The following is an 18,238-nucleotide window of genomic DNA, read 5'->3' as shown; positions in this document are numbered from 1 at the left end:
TTGAATTTAAGAACAAGAACTAAACAGCATTAATGAAAGTCAGGAAACTGTCCTGGTCTAAGGCCCTGGAATGGGCTTCTTCGTAAGTAATCAAGCCTTTTTTATAGAGAGACTTCAGGGACTGGTCCATAGTCTGCATACCGTACTTGGCCCCGGCCTGCATAGCCGTCATCAACTGGTGGGTCTTGCCTTCCCGGATCATGTTGCGCACTGCCGGCGTGGCCACCAGGACTTCCACGGCAGGCACCCGCCCAGCGTGGTCAGCCCGCGGAATCAGGGTCTGGGAAATCACTCCCTGCAGGATTAGCGCCAACTGCACCCTGATCTGCTCCTGCTGGTGCGGCGGAAAAACGTCAATGATCCGGTCAATGGTCTGTACAGCGCCGGCCGTATGCAGGGTGGCCAGCACCAGGTGCCCCGTTTCCGCCGCCGTTATGGCCGTGGCAATGGTCTCCAGGTCGCGCATCTCACCGACCAGGATCACGTCAGGGTCCTGCCGGAGGGCCGCCCTCAAGCCAGCGGCAAAGGTCTTGGAATCCAAACCTATTTCACGCTGGTTGATGATGCAGTTCTGGTGCGTATGCAGGAATTCGATAGGGTCTTCCAGGGTAATGATATGCCCCGTTGTCTCTTTGTTTAACTGGTCGATCATGGCCGCCAGAGTGGTGGATTTACCGCTTCCGGTGGGCCCTGTCACAAGAATCAGGCCATTGGGCTTGCGGACAAGGGTTTTGACCACTTCGGGCAGGCCCAGCTCGTCGGTATTCAGAATGACCGGCGGGATTATCCGGGCCGCAATGGCCGGCGTCCCCCGCTGTTTGAACACATTCACCCTGAAGCGGGCATAACCGTAAATGCTGTATGAAAAATCCAGTTCACCTTTTTCCTCAAAGTGTAATTTTTGCTCCTCGTTTAAAATTTCACCGGCCAGCCGCTTCAAGTCCTGATATGTCAAAACCGGTAACGGCAGGTGGCGCAGTTCACCGTGCACCCGAACAACCGGCGCCGCATTCACCGTCAGGTGCAGGTCCGAAGCCCCCCGTTCCACAGCCATTTTTAACAATTCTTCAATGTGCAACGCTAACACCTCGTCTGAAAATTTTGGCATTTCAACGGCTTATTTCGCCCTGCGCTACTTTTCATCCACAAAGGCTGCCCGCAGTACCTCCTGCCATGTGGTCCCGCCGCTCAATACCTTGGCGCGGCCGTCCTCCATCAGGGTGCGCATGCCCTGCCCAACAGCCGCATCTTTAATAATATCGCTGGAAGCCTTTTTGTTGACCAACTCCCTGATTTTGGGTGTAACCTCCATAATTTCATGTATGGCCAGCCGCCCGTGGTAGCCCGTATTATTGCATTGCCCGCAGCCCCTGCCCCGGTACAGGACCAGCGCCTCTTCATCGGGGATTTGCAGCGCCAGGCGTTCCGGCGCAGCGGCAGGGACCTGGTAAGACTCACGGCAATTGGGGCATACTGTTCTTACCAACCGCTGGGCCACCACACCGATGACCGCCGAAGCCACCAGAAAGGGTTCGACGCCCATGTCTATCAACCTGGTCAAGGCTCCGGCAGCGTCATTGGTATGCATGGTGCTCAGCACCAGGTGCCCCGTCAGGGCAGCCCTGATGGCAATATCGGCCGTTTCCAGGTCACGGATTTCCCCAACCATGATGATATTGGGGTCCTGCCGTAAAATTGACCGCAAACCGTTGGCAAAAGTAAGCCCCGCTTTAGGGTTTATCTGCACCTGGTTTATGCCGGGCAATCGGTATTCCACCGGGTCTTCCACGGTAATGATGTTTTTGTCTACCGAATTGAGCTCGCTGAGGGCTGAGTACAAGGTAGTGGTTTTTCCGCAGCCCGTGGGTCCGGTAACCAGGATCATCCCGTAACTCTGCCTGATCAGCTTCCGGAACCGGTCCTTGGTATCGGGCAAAAAACCTAATTGGTCAATGCCAACCAGGAAATTCCCCTTGTCCAGGATACGAATAACCGCCTTCTCCCCAAAGATAGTGGGCAGCGTGGAAATCCGCAGGTCAATGGGACGGTTGTTTACAGCTATTTCAATTCTGCCGTCCTGGGGAATGCGCCGTTCGGCTATGTCCAGTTGCGCCATAATTTTCAACCTGGAAATAATGGATGCCTGGACGTGTTTCGGAGGAGACATGACCTCCTGGAGCACGCCGTCTATTCTGTAGCGTACCCTAAGCCCTTTTTCCTGCGGCTCAATATGTATGTCGCTGGCCCTGGCCTTGATGGCCTGGCTGATTATGGAGTTGACTACCCGGACAATGGGGGCGTCGTCAACAAGGCCTTCATCGACTTCATCTATATCATAAATTTCCCGGTACTCCTGGGTAGCGCCAACCTCCACGTTCTCAAAAGCTTCATCAATGTTTTCCAGCCCATAGTACTGGTTGATGACCTTCATAATGTCATCTTCCAGGGCCAGGCATGGAACGATTTCACATCCCGTAGCCAGTTTCAGGTCGTCAATAGCAAAGATATTTATAGGGTCAGCCATGGCTACCGTCAGTCTGCGGCCCTCTTTTTTCACAGCCACCGCCTGATAGCGCCTGGCCAGTTGTTCGGGAACAGACCTTACAGTTTCTGGGTCCAGGGCCGTATGGAAAAGGTCAACTTTAGGAATACCCAACTGTTCCTGAAGCACATCCAGCAAATCAGTCTCGGAAATATAGTTTCTTTCTATCAGTATCTTGCCTAACCTTTCCCCGCTCAGTTTCTGTTTTTCCAGGGCCAAAAGCAGTTGCTGCCGGGTGATTAACCCTGATTTCACAAGCAAATCGCCAAGAAGCAATTTTTCGCCATTATACACGGTTAAATCACCCTCCTGCTGCATATTGATACAAGACAATACATTATTCTACTTTTTTCCATTATTTCCTTCCATAAAATTAAAAAATATAAATAAAATTGGTCTTCAATTCCATCCACGGACTCCTAACACCCAAAATTAGCCAAACAAAAAAGGAAGCCTGCTCGATTACGCTTCCTTTTCCTGCATCTTTTTCATGGCTATTTTGTCCCGGATAAAATCCAGGATTCCTTTTCTTTGTTCTTCCTGCAGCTTCTCCTCTATCTCCGATTTTTCAAGCTGCAGGAGTTCCAGTTGTTGCGAAAGTTTTTGGCTCGTTTCCCGGTAAGTCTGCAGTTCCTGCATAATGGCTGACAGCATGAAAAACACCGTTGTTTTAAAGTTCCCGTCAATGCCCATGGCGCTGTCCAAAGCCATATCCATCTCAAGGCGTCTTTTGGCTCCTTTAATAGTATACTGTTCAACCTGCAGCAGGTCTCTGATTTTCGTGAGCATTTCCACGTTAGCGGGCGTGAACCTTTTGTGCTGCCCTTTGTTGGATTTCACCTTAACAAACTCGGCAAATTCTTTTTCCCAAAACCTTACGGTACTTGGCTCTACCCCAAGAATGGTGGCTACCTGCTTAAGGGTTAAGCTCTTTTCCATCAAACTTCTCCCCCTTTGATTCCCATGTTTATGAATCTATTCATCTTCAGCCACCATTAATCCTGCCGTAAAGGTCGAGAATTTTCAGTCATTTCCCAACAAGAAGCGACAACTTCAGCAGCGCTGCAGGGCTTCTTCCAGGGCTGTTCTCATTATATCCACCGGAGCCTGTTGCCGGGTCCACAGTTCATAAGCCAGCGCCCCCTGGTACAGGAGCATACCGCTTCCTGATACCGTCTTCAGCCCTCTGGCCTTGGCCGTTTTTAAAAACAGCGTCTCCGCCGGGTTATATATCAAATCACAGACAACGCTGTCTGCCGGGATAGTATCCAGTTTAAAAGGAGGCATTTCCATTACGTTGGGATGCATACCGACAGGAGTACAGTTTATGATGATGTTTCCCTTTTCTGCTATCAGGTCCTGCGCATTTTCAAATAAAGCAACCGTAGACTTGGCGCAAGAGTGTCCCGCGACAATCTCCGCAATTCCCTCGGCCTTTCTCCAGCCCGAATTTCTCACTACTATACCAACCCGCCTCGCTCCTGCCAATGCCAACTGGACAGCTACTGCCCTAGCTGCTCCGCCTGCCCCGAGAAGCAACACATTGGCCCCCTGCACTGCCACCTTTTTTTCCTCCAGCGACCGCAAAAATCCGGCAGCGTCAGTATTGTATCCTTTCAGTTCGTCCCCCGAACGGACAATAGTATTTACAGCGCCGATGAGGCGGGCTTCCTCCGATAAACTATCCAGATATTGGACCACTCGCTCTTTGTGGGGAATGGTCACATTAACTCCGCGGAGTTTTAAAGCTCTTATAGCCGATACAGCCTCAGCCAGTCTTTCAGGTGGAACCTCGAAAGGTACATAAACATAATCCAGCCCACCAGCCTGAAAAGCCGCATTGTGCATGACAGGGGAAAAAGAATGTTCCACGGGAAAGCCAAATATGCCTATGACTCCTGTTTTTCCCGTAATTCTTTGAATTTTTTTGCTCATAGCAGCGCCTCCAAAAAAATATAGTGACCATTGGGTCACTACAGGTATTTGACAAGGCAAGTATCTTTTCCTGCTTGGTCTTTTCTGCCTCTATGTATGATTTTACTGCAACCTTATCCTTCAAAGTACATTTTTACTTCCAACCCGTTTTCCTGCTGAATGAATCCCAGGTCATACAGGTGGTAATCGGCCAGCGAAGGGTCTTCAGTTTTTACTTCCTGTACCGTATCCCGCAACTGCCGGAGAAACAGACCGCCGTCCTGGCCAACCTTGTGCATTTCCGGAAAAAACCGGGAAACAATTTTTGTCGCCAAAATGTCACAGCTCCTTTTTTTCTTTTAGTTTGTGACATAAATGGCTGTATTATACATAGAAACTAATACCTCGGTCTGGATATGACACCCTTTTTGATAAAATGTTTTAAAATAGGTTTTTCCACCCGGCGGGCCAGTCTGGTACCCAGGAACTCCCGCCTGCTTATAGGCAGAACAAGAATTGTGAACAGGCCCATGCGATTGCCGCCTAAAACATCGGTGAAAAGCTGGTCGCCAATTACCGCCGTTTCGTCAGGCCTAGTTCTCAGGATATGTAAGGCCTTCCGGAAAGCCTTTTTTCGTGGTTTGCCAGCTTTAATGATAGCCGGAATACCCATGGAGGCAAACATTTTTTCAACTCTGCTGTCCCGGGCATTGGAAACGATGCATACCGCAAACCCGCAATCAGTAAAACGTTTGATGGTCTCCTCCAGCAGCAGGCTATATTTTCGTTCCCGCCAGGGCAGCAAGGTATTATCCAGATCAAAAATCAAGGCTTTAATCCCGTACAATTTTAATTTGTCCAAATCTATTTTGTTCACCGAAGGAACATACAGGTTAGGTTGCAGATATTTTAACAACTATAATCCATCTCCCGGTTCTCTCTTACAACGAGAATTATACCATATCACAGGGCCTTATCCAAATATTTTTTGGGAAGGAACCAGGAAAGGTTGGGAAAATCCCAACCTCATCAACGGATAATTTGAATGGTTTGCGGACTGGCCGCCGGGTCTTTCAGGTACTCCACCATCTTATCCAGGTAAACAGCCCGGGATCCTTTAAACAAGCAAACTGCCCTATGTGGCATATGTTTTTTAAGGTAAAAACTACCCTCGTAACGTTGATCAAAACTCTTTATCTTTTCTTCAGGCATACCATGTTTACGTGCTCCCACAGCTATCTGGCGGGCAAGTTTGCCAATAGTAATCAAATAATCTATTCCCAGCTCCTGCACACGACGCCCTACTCTCTGGTGAGCCTCATTTGTAAAAACTCCCTGTTCTAGCATGTTACCCAGTACAGCAATTGAAGTTCTATCTTTGGCCAGTTCTTTTAGAACCTCCAGTCCCGCAATTACCGAATCAGGATTGGCATTGTAAGTATCATTGATCAACAGACTGTCGTTGATTCCTTTGACCAACTGCAGTCTCAGTTTGGGGCGGCGGAAACCGGCCAAACCCTGTTTAATATATTTGACTTCAATATTTAATAAAGTGGAAGCTGCTATGGCAGCCAGTGCATTATAAACGTTGTGCTTGCCGGAAATCGGGACCCTGATTTGCTCCTCTTTTCCATAAATAACAGTCTTAAAGGAAACAAAATCCAGGCCGGTAGCGATATCTTCGGCAACATAATCAGCTTTGTTTTTGATACCGAAATGGAGCGTTTTGCCTTGAAAAGAACTAAGGTCTAATTTGCCGCTGTTTTCATCATCAGCATTAATGAGCAGGTATCCATTTTTCGGAATTCCTTCTATGATTGACCCTTTTTCTTCGATAACGGCCTCCTTGCTACCCAGCATCCCTACATGGGCCTGACCTATGTTGGTTATAATGCCGATCATCGGTTTTATGACCCTGGACTGCTTGGCGACATGGCCCCGCCGGTTCATGCCGATTTCAAATACGGCGGCTTTATGCTCGGCCGTCAGCCTCATGATGTGCCCCGGCACAAAACTTGGTAGATTCAGGTTCTGCTCAGTTTTTAAAATCTTGCCCCATTTTTTTTTAAATATTGAAGCGATCATTTCTTTGGTGGTAGTCTTTCCGGAGGTACCTGTAACGCCAACTACCGGTATATTGAACTGGTCCCTATGGTAACTGACACAGTCCCAAAAAGCGTCCCAAACTTTCGGCACAGCTATTACAGAAATTTTATGATTATTGAAGGGCAGTTTTTTCTTGTGTTTCGATATGACAAGGGCAACAGCTCCCTTATCGAGGGCTACCAGTATATTTTCGTCGCTCCCCGGGCCTCCCTTGACATCAAAATAAACCTGTCCCGGTTTAACTGCCTTGCACCTACTCATAATCCCTGTTATTTTTTGTTGCGGATCTCCCTGTCTCAAAACCCCATTGGTAACTTTACAAAGAGTTTGTACGTTATCAAGCATCTGCAGACGTTCCCTTCCCCAACCGGTGATTTGGCTTGCCCATCTTTTTACGTGGTTTCACCGATAGGCTCGTCAGAAAAAGGACTGTCTCCCTGGGAAAGTCCCGTGTTGTACCCGACCTCGTTTGGAATCAGTACATTGCTCGATAAAATCAGCAGTATAAGAATCAAGAACAGGGTAAAAGCATAATCCACCGGCGAAGCTACTCCTTGCGCGGCCGATGAATTTGTGTTGACGGCCTCGTTTAACATTTGCACCGTTTCCTGTGTAGTTTGACTCGACAGGATCTTTAACAGGTTTAAAGTAATATCGGTCAGGTTTTGTCCTTTTGGGCCAAGAAAAGGCTTTAGTCCCTGCAAAAACGGGACTAAATTGGGGTTTAGCGGACTTGAACTCATCTCTCATCCTCCCTAACATTCTTTTGCTTTTTAGGCAGCGCCTTATCTCACTTTATATCATTGTATGAATAAATGAAATATTGGTTACTGCATAATTTCCTAAATATTAAAATATAAGGGGGAGGTTAAATGATTACAGAAACATTTAACCTCCCCAGGTCTACAGGATTACTTTGGTTCCAGCCTACGGCTTATTTGGGGCTTTACTTTTTTTTGAGGCTTAGCTTTATAGCAGATTATAGCAGTCCACGTCTCCTATCGCTTTTTACATCGGGGGAATCTGTTTTAGCCGGAAGAGGTTTTTCACCGACATCCTTTGAATCCGCTTCTTTATCATCTCCCGTGTCGGCCTTTGCTTTCATAGAATTCATCAGATTCATTAAAGTCAAAAGCATCTGGGGATTAGGCTTTTTATTTCCACCCATCATGTTGAACAGACTGGATAAATCAGGGCCCCCCGAACCGGCTCCCGCGCTGTTCATAAGGCTCGTGATGGCGTTTTTCAGGTTTTTTTCGTCGCCGATACCCGACGTAGATTCGGCATCATTCAAAGCAGGCAGCGCCAGGCCGGTATTTTGTTCTGCTGCATGAATAAAGCTCATGATACTCATGAGGTTAACCAACCCCAGGTAACCCACCAGCAAGTTTGGATGTAGCCTGTTGTCTGTCTGGCGGTCCAACAAAGCCAACAGTTTATCCAAATGGGAAACGGTCAATTCCATATACCTCCTCTAAAACATTCCCGGTATTTTGGGCATGGCAAACCCGCCGGTGATTTTTTTCATTTCTTTTTCTGCCATCTGCTTGGCCTTGTCAAGTGCCATATTCACTCCTTCCACGATAAGGGACTTAATGACCTTGGCATTGGCCGGATGTATAAAGTTGGGGTCGATGAATATATCCTTTATATATTGACCCCCGGTAGCAATAACCCGCACTGTCCCTCCATCTACAGAAACTTCCACTGTTTTGGTTTTCATTTCCTCCTGGAGTCTGGTTATCTCAGCCTGTAACTTTTGCGCCTGTGCCAATAAGTTACTCAGTTGGTCTTCCAATTGTAACCCCCCCACATTTGATTTCGTCCCAATTACTACAATATATTCACCAAACTCCAATATGTTTCGTGATAAAAAAACATTTCTGCAAAGAGCAGAAATGTTTTTCGGATTAAAGTATTTCTATTTTAAGAGGCAGGCTCTGCAGTACCTGCATTAATTCATGCTCCTGGCTTTTAGTGCTGAGCATGCCCAGGGTACCCCGGGCCGGGTCTACCTGAACCACAAAAGCCAGACGTTCATGGGCTTCCAGAATTTTTGTAAAAAAATTTATTTTTTCTGTATCCACCCTGACTTCATAATAGACTTCTCCTTTACCGAGCATATCCGGTTGAATCCTGTTACAGAACTTACCCTTATACCTACGTCCCATGCCCCAACTCCCCCCTGCCTAATTGAACTGAAGCAGCCGTTTGCCGTATTACATAAGGAAACGTAACTCCCCCAAAGGGAAGAACAATAATTCTACCGTATTCAAACTCGGCAACGGCATTATCTATCGCATCTTGCAGGGACACACAGGGCCGCATCCCAGCGGCTTCCACTTCTTTGCTATCCATAAGGGAAACCAGGTACACCTCTCCCTTCATCAGCAACTGCGCCAAAGCCACGGCTTTATGGCCTCCCAAACGGAATTCTTTTTCTCCCCTGCCCACAATGTCCCGAATCCCCTTTCCGGTAAGCATCCATTCGCGGAAACAGGGGTCGCCAAACCCTTCCGGACAGGCTGCAACAAGGATCACCTGTCCGCCGGGCCGCAATACATCCATCGCATTTTGCAAAGCCTTTACCGCCTGGTAGAGAGCAGAATCTTTAGGAACGCCTCCGGCTGATACAATTACCAGGTCGACCGGTTCTTCAACTGGAATCCTGTATTTTTTTTCTGCCAGCGGGATGCCTTTTTGGTGAGCTTCTATTACATCACCGGCCACCGCTGCTTCCACATTGCCTCGATGGTCCGTCACCACATTAAGGATGCAGTCTATTCCGGCTATACGCGCATATTCAGATAAATCCGCCTGGACTATATTACCTTCCAGGCTACCCGGAGCGTTAGATCCCAGACGGCTCAGTCTGTGGTTATGTTCTAATGCCCGTGGACTGGAAATGCCCACACAACCCTTTGGGCCCCCTGAGAACCCTGCCAGCCGGTGCATTTCGATATTTCCAGTAAGAATTTTTAAATCTGCTTCGGCCACAAACCTGCTTATCTCCACCGGAGTTCCCCGGGAAGTTACGCCCACCCTTACGTAAGGGCCTTCCCTGCTATGTTTGCACCGGTAGGATTTGTATATATCAGCGCCTACTATTGCCGTTTTTTCTTCTTCTGTTACCGGGCGGTGGTTACCCACCCCCACCACAATAGTAATGCCATCATTGTTAATACCGGCTGCTTTCAGTTCTTCCAGCACGGGTGGTAGCAGCACCGAAGTTGGAACAAGCCTGGTACCGTCACTCACTACAATGGCCGCTGTAGTTTTTCCCCGGCCCATTTCAATAAGGCGCTTTGTTCCGACAGGGTTATGAAGAGCCCGGGTTACCAGAGAAACCTGTTCAGTAATGGGCAGGTTTAAAGCAGTTCCCGGTTGGACAATAGTGGTTATATATTTATCGGGTATATTGCCGGTCACTTCTCCGGCCCCAAACCTGAGGGATATTTTCACCTTCGCTTCACTCCGGCTCTTATGTTTTAATCCCTATTAGTTTGGCCCTGCCCCTCCTTTTCTATTACGGGATTATATCTGTTCTCAGCAGTGCTTCACAATTCGGTTGCGACCGGTATTTTTAGCTATATAGAGAGCTTCATCAGCCAACGATATTATCCTTTCGGGATCCGTGGCATCCTTCGGACAACTGGCTAATCCAATACTAACCGTTATTTTCACAGATATCTTTTCAAACAGAGGCTCCCGATTGTATATAAAAGTAGCATTTTCCAAAGCGCTACGGATTCGTTCCATCAGGCGTTCCGCCGAATCAGCATCAATTTCCGTTAACAAAACCACAAACTCTTCTCCGCCAAATCTGGCAACCAGGTCGCTTTTCCGCAAATTGTTCTGCAAAAACTCTACCAGCTTGGTAAGCACAAAATCGCCTACCTGGTGGCCGTATGTATCATTGACCTGTTTGAAGTGGTCTATATCAATCATGGCCACGGTTAAAGGCCGCCCGTACCTCTTCACACGGTGTACTTCCTCTGTCAAACGTTCATTGAAATAACGGCGGTTATAGCTGCCTGTCAGCTCGTCCCGCATGGACAGTTCGTGAAAAACCCGCATCCGCTGCAGAATTACTTCAATACGGGCCAGCAACTCTTCCATGGCAAAAGGCTTGGTAATATAATCATCCCCGCCGGCCTGCAGCCCCACCACCTTGTCATCCAGGCCATCCTTAGCGCTGACAAAAATAATAGGTATGAGGCGCAGCCTCGTCTCTTCCCTGATCCACCGGCATAACTCATAACCGTCCGTGTCCGGTAGGATAATGTCCAGGATTATCAAGTCTGGCGTTTCCTCGGTCAAAAAGTTCCTGGCCTGTTCGGCGTTCAGACAAAGGGAAACCTTATACCCAACCGTTTCCAAAAATGACTTTAGCTGGTTGGCGGTTAACGGGTTATCTTCAACGATCAAAATGTGGTTCTTGGTTTCCTGCACAGTACGCTTCGCTCCTCCAGAGGTTACTGCAGTTTTTATTCTCTAAAAGTTGCCGATTTTCCTTCTATATGTCAGAAATCCGCTAAATTATCGGGCGCGCTCCGGGCTGTTGCCAAAGGTTAAAATTTTAAGATTCAGGGAGGTTAAATGATTCCTCCGCTCTGGGCGAAATCTCCATCGGATAACCGCTCCCGCTTACGCGGCTCGCGGACCGATGGACGATTTAAGCCCCGCTCCGGAAAACATTTAACCTCCCCTTTTCTTGCATTGTCTACAATTAAATAGCCCTGCTTACAGGGCTTTTCATCAAAAGTTGATAACCTTATCGGCCTTATTCATCTTGTCCCAAACCGTATACATATTGGTAACCTGTCCAACACACAGTTTCTCTTTCAATTTCAAGAAATCAAGACAAGTACCGCAAGATAAAATTTCAGTCCCTCTTTTTTCCAGCGCCAGCAGGTGCTCTATAACGGGCGACCCTTCACAAGTCAGCTTAACGCCGGCATTAAGGAAGATAATGGTTTGGGGAATGTCTTCGCTTTCAACCAGGGTATAGAAGAACGCCTTGGTTAACACTCCGCCAAGCTCATCATTTCCCCTGCCCAAAACATCAGAGGTAAAAACAACAACTTCGTTCTTGGTAGTCACAACTGAGCAATCCAGCGCTTCACCTTTCTTGGTGATTTGAATGTGCCAGTCCTCCCCTTTTTGTTCTACCTCTACTTCACAACCCATATTTTTAGCCAGCGTCAATACGTTTTGCAAAGCAGCTTCATTATTGACTATTGTAATTACCGTGCCCGATTCAATCTCATCCAAAGCCTTTTTAGTATTAATCACAGGCTGAGGGCAGTTTAAATTACGGGCATCAACTTCCGCAAACATGCTTTTCACCCCCTGGAAATACAGCAATAAAGTACGATATTATCTTAATTATTATTCTGTGATAATAAACCAAACCCTTGTTTTCCCCAATAAAACTTATTTATAGTTGTCCGGCTTATTTATAAAGAATTCTTTTATCTTCAACCCGCCTGGTAACCTTCTCTTTATCCAGGCGGTTTAAGAAAGGCAAGATATATTTCCTGGAGGAGTTCAACAAGTCCCTTGCCTCGGCCAGGGTAATTTCACCCTTTTCCTTTAAATAATCGATTATTTTCTGCTTGCCCTTTTCAAAAACATCCCTGTGCAAAATCACGTTGTCTTCCAGTTTAACCAGTATATTTTGGTTAACAAAGTAGTTTAACACTTCTTCCGGGTCCATATCCTTACCCGTAAATACCATATCTTTCCAGGCCGGCGGCTGGAATTCCCCTTGCAAAAATTGTTCCGCGACGGCGGCCAACTCCTTGGCCTGTTCCGGGTCCACGCGGGGAACATAACCAAATAGGGCCAAGCTATCGCCTGTCAGGGTAAATTTCTGTTCCTCTTCGAAAACCTGCAGAATGGCATTATACAGCTTATTGTTTATTCCCGGAAAGAACCTGGAGCGGATTTCTTCCTTTGGCATACCCGGACGCAGAGGAAATTTCCTGTGGTATTCTTCCAAAACCCCGGTAATGTCCCGGGCCCACTGCTGAAACTTATCATCGGAAATATAAAACTGCTTGCCTTCAACACTGATTACCCTGATTTTCCCTGCTTTTTTTAAACTTTCCAGAGCCGGCGCCAACTCTGTTTCCGGAATTCCGGCTGCCTTGGCCAAAGCCTCGTGGGCAAGGAGTTCCGCACCTGCCGTGCCCAAAGCCTGAATAACCAGTTCTTCCGGAGTACCTTTTTCTTTGGTAGCCAATGCCTCAATAACATCAGGCCGGAAACGCTTGTGCTTCGCCGGGTTGGCATCAATTACCGTCCCACCGCCAATGGTGTGCATAGGGGAATAGGACCTGATCACGAACCGGTCCCCTTTTGCGGCTACAATAGGTTCCTCACATTCTACCTGGGCATAAGCCACTTCCCCGGGATTCAACTCATCCCGATCCAGTAGAATTATCCGGGCAAGAATTTCCGAGGTTCCTATGTGCACGCGCACCCGGGCCCTGTGGGAAAGTTGCCGGGCGTTTTCCAGCAACTGTAGTTTTACATCAATTCTATGGCTTGGTTTCAACCTGCCCGGCCAAGTCAGGACATCACCCCGCCGTACTTCTTCCACCTCAACATTGGCCAGATTCAGAGCCACTCTTTGACCGGCATAGGCTTCGTTCACTTTTTCGCCATGCACCTGAATATTGCGCACCCTGGTCCCCAACCCTTTGGGTAAAATTTCCAGGGGATCGCCAACTTTAACCTTTCCCTCTATTAGTGTGCCCGTAACAACGGTGCCGAAACCGGCTATGGTAAAAACCCGGTCGATGGCCAGCCTGGGCCACCCCATCGATGGCCGCACCTTCATTTTTGCCGCCATTTGGTCTATATAATCCAGGAGTTCCCGAATTCCTTCACCGGTAGTGGAAGAAACCCTGAACACGGGAGCCCCGTCAAAAACGGTACCCTTGACGGCTTCCTTGATTTCTTCTTCTACCAGGTCAAGCCAGTCGGCATCTACCAGGTCAATCTTGCTTATGACAATGATACCCTGCGGTACCTGCAGGAGTTTGATAATATCCAAATGCTCAGTGGTTTGGGGCATCACTCCTTCGTCGGCGGCAATCACCAACAGGACCAGGTCCATCCCGCCTACCCCGGCCAGCATGTTTTTAATAAATCTTTCATGACCGGGAACATCCACAATACCGGCCTGAATGCCGCTGGGCAGTCGGATGGGCGCAAAACCCAGTTCTATCGAAATACCCCGTTCTTTTTCCTCTTTCAGCCGGTCCGTGTCTTTTCCGGTCATGGCTTTGACCAACATGGTCTTGCCATGATCCACGTGACCGGCGGTTCCGATTATGAAATGCTTGCCCATTTTTCCAGACATCCCCTTACTCGGGTCCATTACCCTTTTCCGTTATATTTTTGTATATGTCTTTAAGACGTTTTTCTTTAGGGTCTTCATCTATAAAGGGAATGGTTACTTCATCATCTGCTGATGTTTCGTTAACGTTGTTGGCCGTTGTATCTTCCTGCTCCCCGCCCTTTTGAACGGTAGAAGAATCTGATATGTCGCCGGAAACGCCAGGTGTTTCCCAGGTCTTTTCTGCCTCCTCCACTTCTTCTGCTTCCTTTACTCCTTCGACTTTCCCTGTTTCTTCCTCTTTGCGCTTTTTAGCTTTCATAAACCTGGATATCCATATGCTTATTTCATAAAGAACATACATTGGGCCTGCCATAGCGAACTGAGAAACCATATCGGTGGTCGGAGTAACCACAGCAGAGATTATAAAGATTATGAGCAGGGCAAACCGGCGGTTTTTCGCCAAAAACTGGGGCGTAACCAAACCCAACCTGGTGAGAAACAAAATCACCAGGGGCATTTCAAAAATCAGTCCAAAGGGAAGCAAGAACCAAAAAGCAAAGGACAGGTATTTGCTGAGAGACAGCATAGGTTCCAGTCCGTCACCGCCAAATCCCAACAGAAATTCTATCCCGAAGTTGAACACTGTCAGGTAACCGAAAACAACGCCCGTCACAAACAGCAAAATGGAGATCGGCATGATGATAATAACCGCGCGTTTTTCGTTTCTGGTCAGGGCAGGTAAAATGAAACTCCAAACCTGCCACATGATTACAGGCGATGCTAAAATAATTCCACCGATAACAGCAATCTTGATATTGGCGATAAATGCTTCCGTTGGGCCAATATAAACCAGTTTGTAATGCAGTCTGTCCACAGGACGGGTTAACAAATGCAATAGCTCTTTCCGGTAGAACCAGCAAACCACTGAAGTAGGAATAATAGAAAGAAAACTGATGATCAGAACCCGCCTTAATTCTTCCAGATGTTTGAGGATAGGCATCCTCTTTTCGTCCATGCAATACTCCTCCTAATAAGGGTTTAATGACCCGTGCTTTCACTATCCTCTTCTTTTTTCTTAGTCTTTTCATCTTCATCAAATTTTGCATTAGCCGCCTTTTTAAACCCGCCAAGGGCTTCTCCCAAAGCCTTACCTATTTTGGGCAGCTTACCGGGGCCAAAAATAATTAAGACTATTACCAGAACCAATATCAACTCGGGAATACCCACACTAATTAAACCAAAAGCGGTCATTACTTTTTCTCCTCCCATATTTTAATGAACCATTTCAATAATACTTTAATATATTATACCCCGTATCCCGCTGAGCCGGAGTAAAACCGGCGTCTTTGATGGCATGGATAATTTCATCCATAGGTACGTGGTAACTTACTCCGGCCGCTCTGACTACATTTTCCTCCAGCATTGTCCCGCCAAAATCATTGGCGCCAAAGCTTAAAGATACCTGGGCCATTTTGGCGCCCTGGGTAACCCAGGAAGCCTGCAAATTTGGTATGTTATCCAGTACCAGACGGGAAATTGCCAGGGTCTTTAGGTATTCCACACCCGTAGTAGGTTCCCCACCCAATGCGGTATTGGCCGGTTGAAAACTCCAGGGAATAAAGGCTCGGAAACCCCCCGTTTCGTCCTGAGCTTCCCGCAGCCGTATTAAATGATTGGCCCGCTCCTCATATGTTTCCACGCTGCCGAACATCATGGTGGCAGTAGTTTTCATGCCCATTTTATGAGCCGTCTTCATTACGTCAATCCATTGTTCCCAGGAAATCTTGTGCGGACTGATATACTGTCTGACCCGGTTATCGAGGATTTCAGCTCCTCCTCCGGGAATAGAATCAAGCCCGGCTGCCCGCAATTTTTCCAGCACCTCCTGCACGCTCAGTCCCGATATCCTGGAAATATGGATTATTTCCGGTGGGGAAAAGGAATGCAGGTGAATATGGGGAAACCGCTCCTTTATTTTCTTTAACATATCAGTGTAAAAATCCAAGGGAAGGCCCGGATGCAGTCCACCCTGCATAAGGATTTGTGTCCCGCCGCAATCAACGGTTTCCTGGATTTTATCATAAATTTCTTCTATAGATAACACGTAAGCATCGGGGTCGTTTTCGTTTCTGTAAAAAGCACAAAAGCGGCATCGGGTCCGGCATACATTGGTATAATTGATATTGCGGTCAATAACAAATGTTACAATATTCTCCGGGTGCAGTTTCTTTCTGATTAAATCCGCAGCCCTACCTATGAGAAGCAGTTCGTTCGAATTAAACAAGTCCACTATGTCATCTTTTTCCAACCTGCCCCCGGCTAACGCCTTTTCCAGGATAGGCATAACAGAATTACCCAATGTTTTCACCCCAAATTCTTAATTTCACCCGTTCGGGAATGAGCCCGCTTTTATATGCATAATCATAATAGGTCAGCAAAGCGGTTTGTTCCTCTTCACCGAAATCATAGCGGATAGTTTCATAGTAATGGTCAAAAAGTTCTTTGGGCAGGTTATAATGTTCAGCGGCTTTGCCCGCCAGCAAATCAAGGCTATTTAGGCCTATTTCTTTTGCTTTCCGGAAAATACCCGCAATTTCTGCCGTTTCACCCGGGTTGTCATCTACGAATCCCTGCCTGATTACCCAAAGAGCATAAACCATCTTCATCCCGGTAAATTTCTTCCACACTTCGCCCAGGTCAGTTACAATGAGAGGCTGCCCCGCCAGCTCTTTATACTTTTCCCTGGCCAAAATAGCATCATCACCGATGAGCAATGCCGCTGCGGTATTTTTTAACATGGCCGGCAGGTCGGGTTTACGGTCCACGTAGTTTACCTTTACATGGTAGTAATGGTCAAAAAGAATCTTCAACAAAACTACCGATGTGGCAGAAGATGTGGTCAAGGCGACAGTATGCCCTTCTAGTTCCGTTACGGGGATTTTGCTGAAAAGAAATATACTTTCCACATTACCGTCTGCGCTAATGGAAATATCGGGCAGTATGACTACCTTGTCGGGATTTCTTGCATATTCTATAGAGGAAATAGGAGTAATATCCAGTTGGCCCTCCAGAAACATGCGGTTTAACTTCGTAGGAGGACCCTTCACCAATTTAGCCTCCAATTTGACAGTTCCCTCTTCCAGCGCATAATATATCGGTAAGCAGTTCAGGTACTCTATATACCCTATCCGAATTTTTTTCACTAGAAGCCCTCCTCCAGGATAGTGTACAGTGTATCCCTTTCCGCCGGAATTCTGCCTGCAGCTTTAATCATGTTGACCAATTCAGCTTTAGTCATTGACTGTCCGGTATCCGCGCCGGCCGAATGGGTAATCTTTTCTTCTACAACGGTCCCATCGATATCATCTACCCCAAATGCCAGGGAAACCTGGGCCAGTTTCGGGCCAATCATAATCCAATAAGCTTTGATATGGTCAAAATTATCAAGCATTAACCTGGCTACAGCCAATACTTTAATATCATCATAACCCGTGGTCCGGCTTAGATTTAATTCTTCCAAACCGGTGTTTTTAGGATGAAAAGCGAGTCCTATAAAAGCGAGGAATCCGCCGGTTTTATCCTGCAACTCTCTTAATTTGATCAGGTGATCAATTCTCTCTTCAGCCGTTTCTATGTGTCCGTACAACATGGTGGCATTGGTGCGCATCCCTATCCGGTGCGCGGTCTCATGCACTTCCAGCCAGCGCTCACCGCTGATTTTTTTCTCACAAATATGCTTGCGTACCCTTGGGCTGAATATCTCTGCTCCACCGCCCGGCAGGGAATCCAACCCTGCTTTCTGCAAGCGGCGTAAGACATCCTCAACGGAAAGGTTTTCCGTGCGGGCGAAATAATCGATTTCAACAGCAGTAAAAGCCTTGATTACCGTATTCGGAAGTATCTTTTTCACCCTGCGCAGCATTTCCTCAAAATATTCAAGCCTTAACTTGGGGTTGAGCCCCCCCACTATATGGAATTCCGAAATGCGCTGCCCCTGGCATTCCCGGGCTTTTTCTTCAATTTCCTCAATAGTCAAGGTATATGCATCGGGATCATCCGGTTTTTTGCCAAAAGCGCATAACTTACAGAGGTTTTCACATATATTGGTATGGTTCACATGCCTGTTTACAATAAAATAGGCATAGTCCCCGTTTTTTCTCTTTCTGACCAGGTCAGCCATATAACCGATAGTTAACAGATCATTGGACTTCATCAGCCGGATACCGTCTTCCCTGCTCAGGCGTTCACCTTTCTCAACTTTCTCCGCAATACCGGCTAATTCACTGTTTGCAAATAAACTATTCAATTTCTTCCCCCCAGACTTG

20 protein-coding genes are annotated in these 18,238 nt (G+C 47.3%); all 20 read right to left on the bottom strand.

Annotated features, from left to right (window positions below):
* Positions 1 to 19: 19 nt before the first annotated feature.
* Complete coding sequence (locus ACSNJE_RS02705) at positions 20 to 1,108, bottom strand: type IV pilus twitching motility protein PilT (protein ID WP_495251936.1); 1,089 nt, start codon at positions 1,106 to 1,108, stop codon at positions 20 to 22.
* A gap of 24 nt (positions 1,109 to 1,132) precedes the next feature.
* Positions 1,133 to 2,836, bottom strand: a complete 1,704-nt coding sequence (gspE, locus tag ACSNJE_RS02700; protein ID WP_013120616.1) for a type II secretion system ATPase GspE — start codon at positions 2,834 to 2,836, stop codon at positions 1,133 to 1,135.
* A 168-nt stretch (positions 2,837 to 3,004) separates the two neighbouring features.
* On the bottom strand, positions 3,005 to 3,481 hold the full coding sequence (locus ACSNJE_RS02695) for a MerR family transcriptional regulator (protein WP_013120617.1): 477 nt from the start codon (positions 3,479 to 3,481) through the stop codon (positions 3,005 to 3,007).
* Between the two features lie 114 nt (positions 3,482 to 3,595).
* Complete coding sequence (gene aroE / locus ACSNJE_RS02690) at positions 3,596 to 4,477, bottom strand: shikimate dehydrogenase (RefSeq protein ID WP_495251935.1); 882 nt, start codon at positions 4,475 to 4,477, stop codon at positions 3,596 to 3,598.
* Positions 4,478 to 4,590: 113 nt separating this feature from the next.
* The gene (locus tag ACSNJE_RS02685; protein WP_461568168.1) at positions 4,591 to 4,791 is read right to left on the bottom strand and encodes a hypothetical protein; all 201 of its coding nucleotides are present in this window, start codon (positions 4,789 to 4,791) and stop codon (positions 4,591 to 4,593) included.
* 62 nt (positions 4,792 to 4,853) lie between these two features.
* Complete coding sequence (locus ACSNJE_RS02680) at positions 4,854 to 5,372, bottom strand: YqeG family HAD IIIA-type phosphatase (RefSeq protein ID WP_013120620.1); 519 nt, start codon at positions 5,370 to 5,372, stop codon at positions 4,854 to 4,856.
* Positions 5,373 to 5,485: 113 nt separating this feature from the next.
* Complete coding sequence (locus ACSNJE_RS02675; protein ID WP_495251934.1) at positions 5,486 to 6,907, bottom strand: UDP-N-acetylmuramoyl-tripeptide--D-alanyl-D-alanine ligase; 1,422 nt, start codon at positions 6,905 to 6,907, stop codon at positions 5,486 to 5,488.
* Positions 6,908 to 6,954: 47 nt separating this feature from the next.
* Positions 6,955 to 7,305, bottom strand: coding sequence for a hypothetical protein (locus ACSNJE_RS02670; protein ID WP_013120622.1), 351 nt, complete (start codon positions 7,303 to 7,305; stop codon positions 6,955 to 6,957).
* 236 nt (positions 7,306 to 7,541) lie between these two features.
* Positions 7,542 to 8,021 (bottom strand): hypothetical protein, encoded by a 480-nt coding sequence (locus tag ACSNJE_RS02665; RefSeq protein ID WP_495251933.1) that lies wholly within the window; start codon positions 8,019 to 8,021, stop codon positions 7,542 to 7,544.
* A gap of 15 nt (positions 8,022 to 8,036) precedes the next feature.
* A complete protein-coding gene (locus ACSNJE_RS02660) occupies positions 8,037 to 8,360 on the bottom strand; it encodes a YbaB/EbfC family nucleoid-associated protein (RefSeq protein WP_052216605.1) in 324 nt (107 codons plus the stop codon).
* Between the two features lie 112 nt (positions 8,361 to 8,472).
* Positions 8,473 to 8,733 (bottom strand): DUF4911 domain-containing protein, encoded by a 261-nt coding sequence (locus tag ACSNJE_RS02655; protein WP_052216604.1) that lies wholly within the window; start codon positions 8,731 to 8,733, stop codon positions 8,473 to 8,475.
* On the bottom strand, positions 8,723 to 10,024 hold the full coding sequence (locus tag ACSNJE_RS02650; RefSeq protein ID WP_495251932.1) for a nickel-dependent lactate racemase family protein: 1,302 nt from the start codon (positions 10,022 to 10,024) through the stop codon (positions 8,723 to 8,725). Before ACSNJE_RS02650 ends, ACSNJE_RS02655 begins: the two co-directional genes overlap by 11 nt.
* Before the next feature lie 84 nt (positions 10,025 to 10,108).
* On the bottom strand, positions 10,109 to 11,014 hold the full coding sequence (locus ACSNJE_RS02645; protein WP_013120627.1) for a diguanylate cyclase: 906 nt from the start codon (positions 11,012 to 11,014) through the stop codon (positions 10,109 to 10,111).
* Between the two features lie 306 nt (positions 11,015 to 11,320).
* The gene (gene yedF, locus ACSNJE_RS02640) at positions 11,321 to 11,902 is read right to left on the bottom strand and encodes a sulfurtransferase-like selenium metabolism protein YedF (protein WP_013120628.1); all 582 of its coding nucleotides are present in this window, start codon (positions 11,900 to 11,902) and stop codon (positions 11,321 to 11,323) included.
* Between the two features lie 115 nt (positions 11,903 to 12,017).
* Complete coding sequence (gene selB / locus ACSNJE_RS02635) at positions 12,018 to 13,922, bottom strand: selenocysteine-specific translation elongation factor (RefSeq protein ID WP_495251931.1); 1,905 nt, start codon at positions 13,920 to 13,922, stop codon at positions 12,018 to 12,020.
* A gap of 16 nt (positions 13,923 to 13,938) precedes the next feature.
* Positions 13,939 to 14,928, bottom strand: coding sequence for a twin-arginine translocase subunit TatC (gene tatC, locus ACSNJE_RS02630; protein WP_495251930.1), 990 nt, complete (start codon positions 14,926 to 14,928; stop codon positions 13,939 to 13,941).
* A 23-nt stretch (positions 14,929 to 14,951) separates the two neighbouring features.
* Positions 14,952 to 15,164 carry a twin-arginine translocase TatA/TatE family subunit gene (gene tatA / locus ACSNJE_RS02625; protein WP_474774552.1) on the bottom strand — a complete coding sequence of 71 codons (213 nt, stop codon included), beginning with the start codon at positions 15,162 to 15,164 and terminating at the stop codon, positions 14,952 to 14,954.
* A gap of 34 nt (positions 15,165 to 15,198) precedes the next feature.
* On the bottom strand, positions 15,199 to 16,257 hold the full coding sequence (mqnC, locus tag ACSNJE_RS02620; protein ID WP_200900998.1) for a cyclic dehypoxanthinyl futalosine synthase: 1,059 nt from the start codon (positions 16,255 to 16,257) through the stop codon (positions 15,199 to 15,201).
* 7 nt (positions 16,258 to 16,264) lie between these two features.
* Entirely contained in the window at positions 16,265 to 17,116 is an 852-nt protein-coding gene (locus ACSNJE_RS02615) for a menaquinone biosynthetic enzyme MqnA/MqnD family protein (protein ID WP_495251929.1), read from the bottom strand.
* Positions 17,116 to 18,219, bottom strand: a complete 1,104-nt coding sequence (gene mqnE, locus ACSNJE_RS02610; protein ID WP_052216596.1) for an aminofutalosine synthase MqnE — start codon at positions 18,217 to 18,219, stop codon at positions 17,116 to 17,118. The genes ACSNJE_RS02615 and mqnE overlap by 1 nt, the downstream gene beginning before the upstream one ends.
* Positions 18,220 to 18,238: the final 19 nt, after the last annotated feature.

The sequence above is a fragment of the Thermincola sp. GK-1 genome, assembly GCF_059412445.1.
This window is presented reverse-complemented; position numbering and strand designations above follow the sequence as displayed.